The sequence below is a fragment of the Oleiphilus sp. HI0066 genome, assembly GCF_001635725.1.
Genome location: NZ_LWFH01000676.1, coordinates 1 through 804, shown reverse-complemented (window position 1 = coordinate 804; position 804 = coordinate 1). Strand labels below are relative to the sequence as shown.

General features: G+C 43.3%; 2 protein-coding genes. Both read right to left on the bottom strand.

The window, feature by feature from the left end; all coding sequences use genetic code 11:
- On the bottom strand, positions 1-327 hold a 327-nt coding region (locus tag A3738_RS08585), incomplete at its 3' end, for a MipA/OmpV family protein (RefSeq protein ID WP_197473720.1).
- A 188-nt stretch (positions 328-515) separates the two neighbouring features.
- On the bottom strand, positions 516-804 hold a 289-nt coding region (locus tag A3738_RS08580), incomplete at its 5' end, for an AbgT family transporter (RefSeq protein ID WP_197473719.1).

The window sequence follows — 804 nt, the reverse complement described above, 5'->3', positions numbered from 1 at the left end:
ATCGCGGTCTTTCATACCCTTTAAAAAATCACTGTCGTCCGCGTCGTAACCATCAAACCTAACTGCGAGCTTAGCGTTTGCATCAAATGGGCCGTTCTCATACAGCTCATAACTGACAAAAGGCCCAAGTAAATTAAAACGCTCACCAATATATCCAATACCCGGAATTGGAATGACACGATTACCATCGCCCTTGTAGATACTTTCCGAAAACCCTACACCAATGCCATAAAACCAGCCTTCAGGCTTCGGGCGCTTACCCTCTAATTCAGCAAATGCTGGCAGAGATAAAATTAAAGAGCTAAGCAAGGTAAACACTAGACGCATAAACGATGTTCCATTGAGAAAGAAGTTTGAGAGCATTTTTATACTCTGAGAATTGAAAAAGCGATTCACGCATTCGTTATTATCTCGCGCTCTTTTTTGTATTCCGAGATCGGGTTAACGATGCGAATCTTATAAAAAAGCCCCATTAACAGAATGCTAATGGGGCTTTTTTATAAGATTTTTATGGCTTATACACCAGGACCCAGCGGCCAACCCATGCTTAGCCACAAGCCCAATAAGCATCCCCAGCCAATCAATAAGATGATGCTGTAAGGCAACATCACCGCGGCGATATTACCAATACCAGCTTCTTTGTCATATTTCTGAGCAAAGGCCACCACTATCCCAAAGTACGGCATTAAAGGGGTGATAATGTTAGTCACGGAATCCCCCACACGATAAGCCACTTGCGTCATTTCTGGCGAAATTCCAGAAAGCATTAACATTGGAACAAAGACTGGCGCTAACAACGCCCAT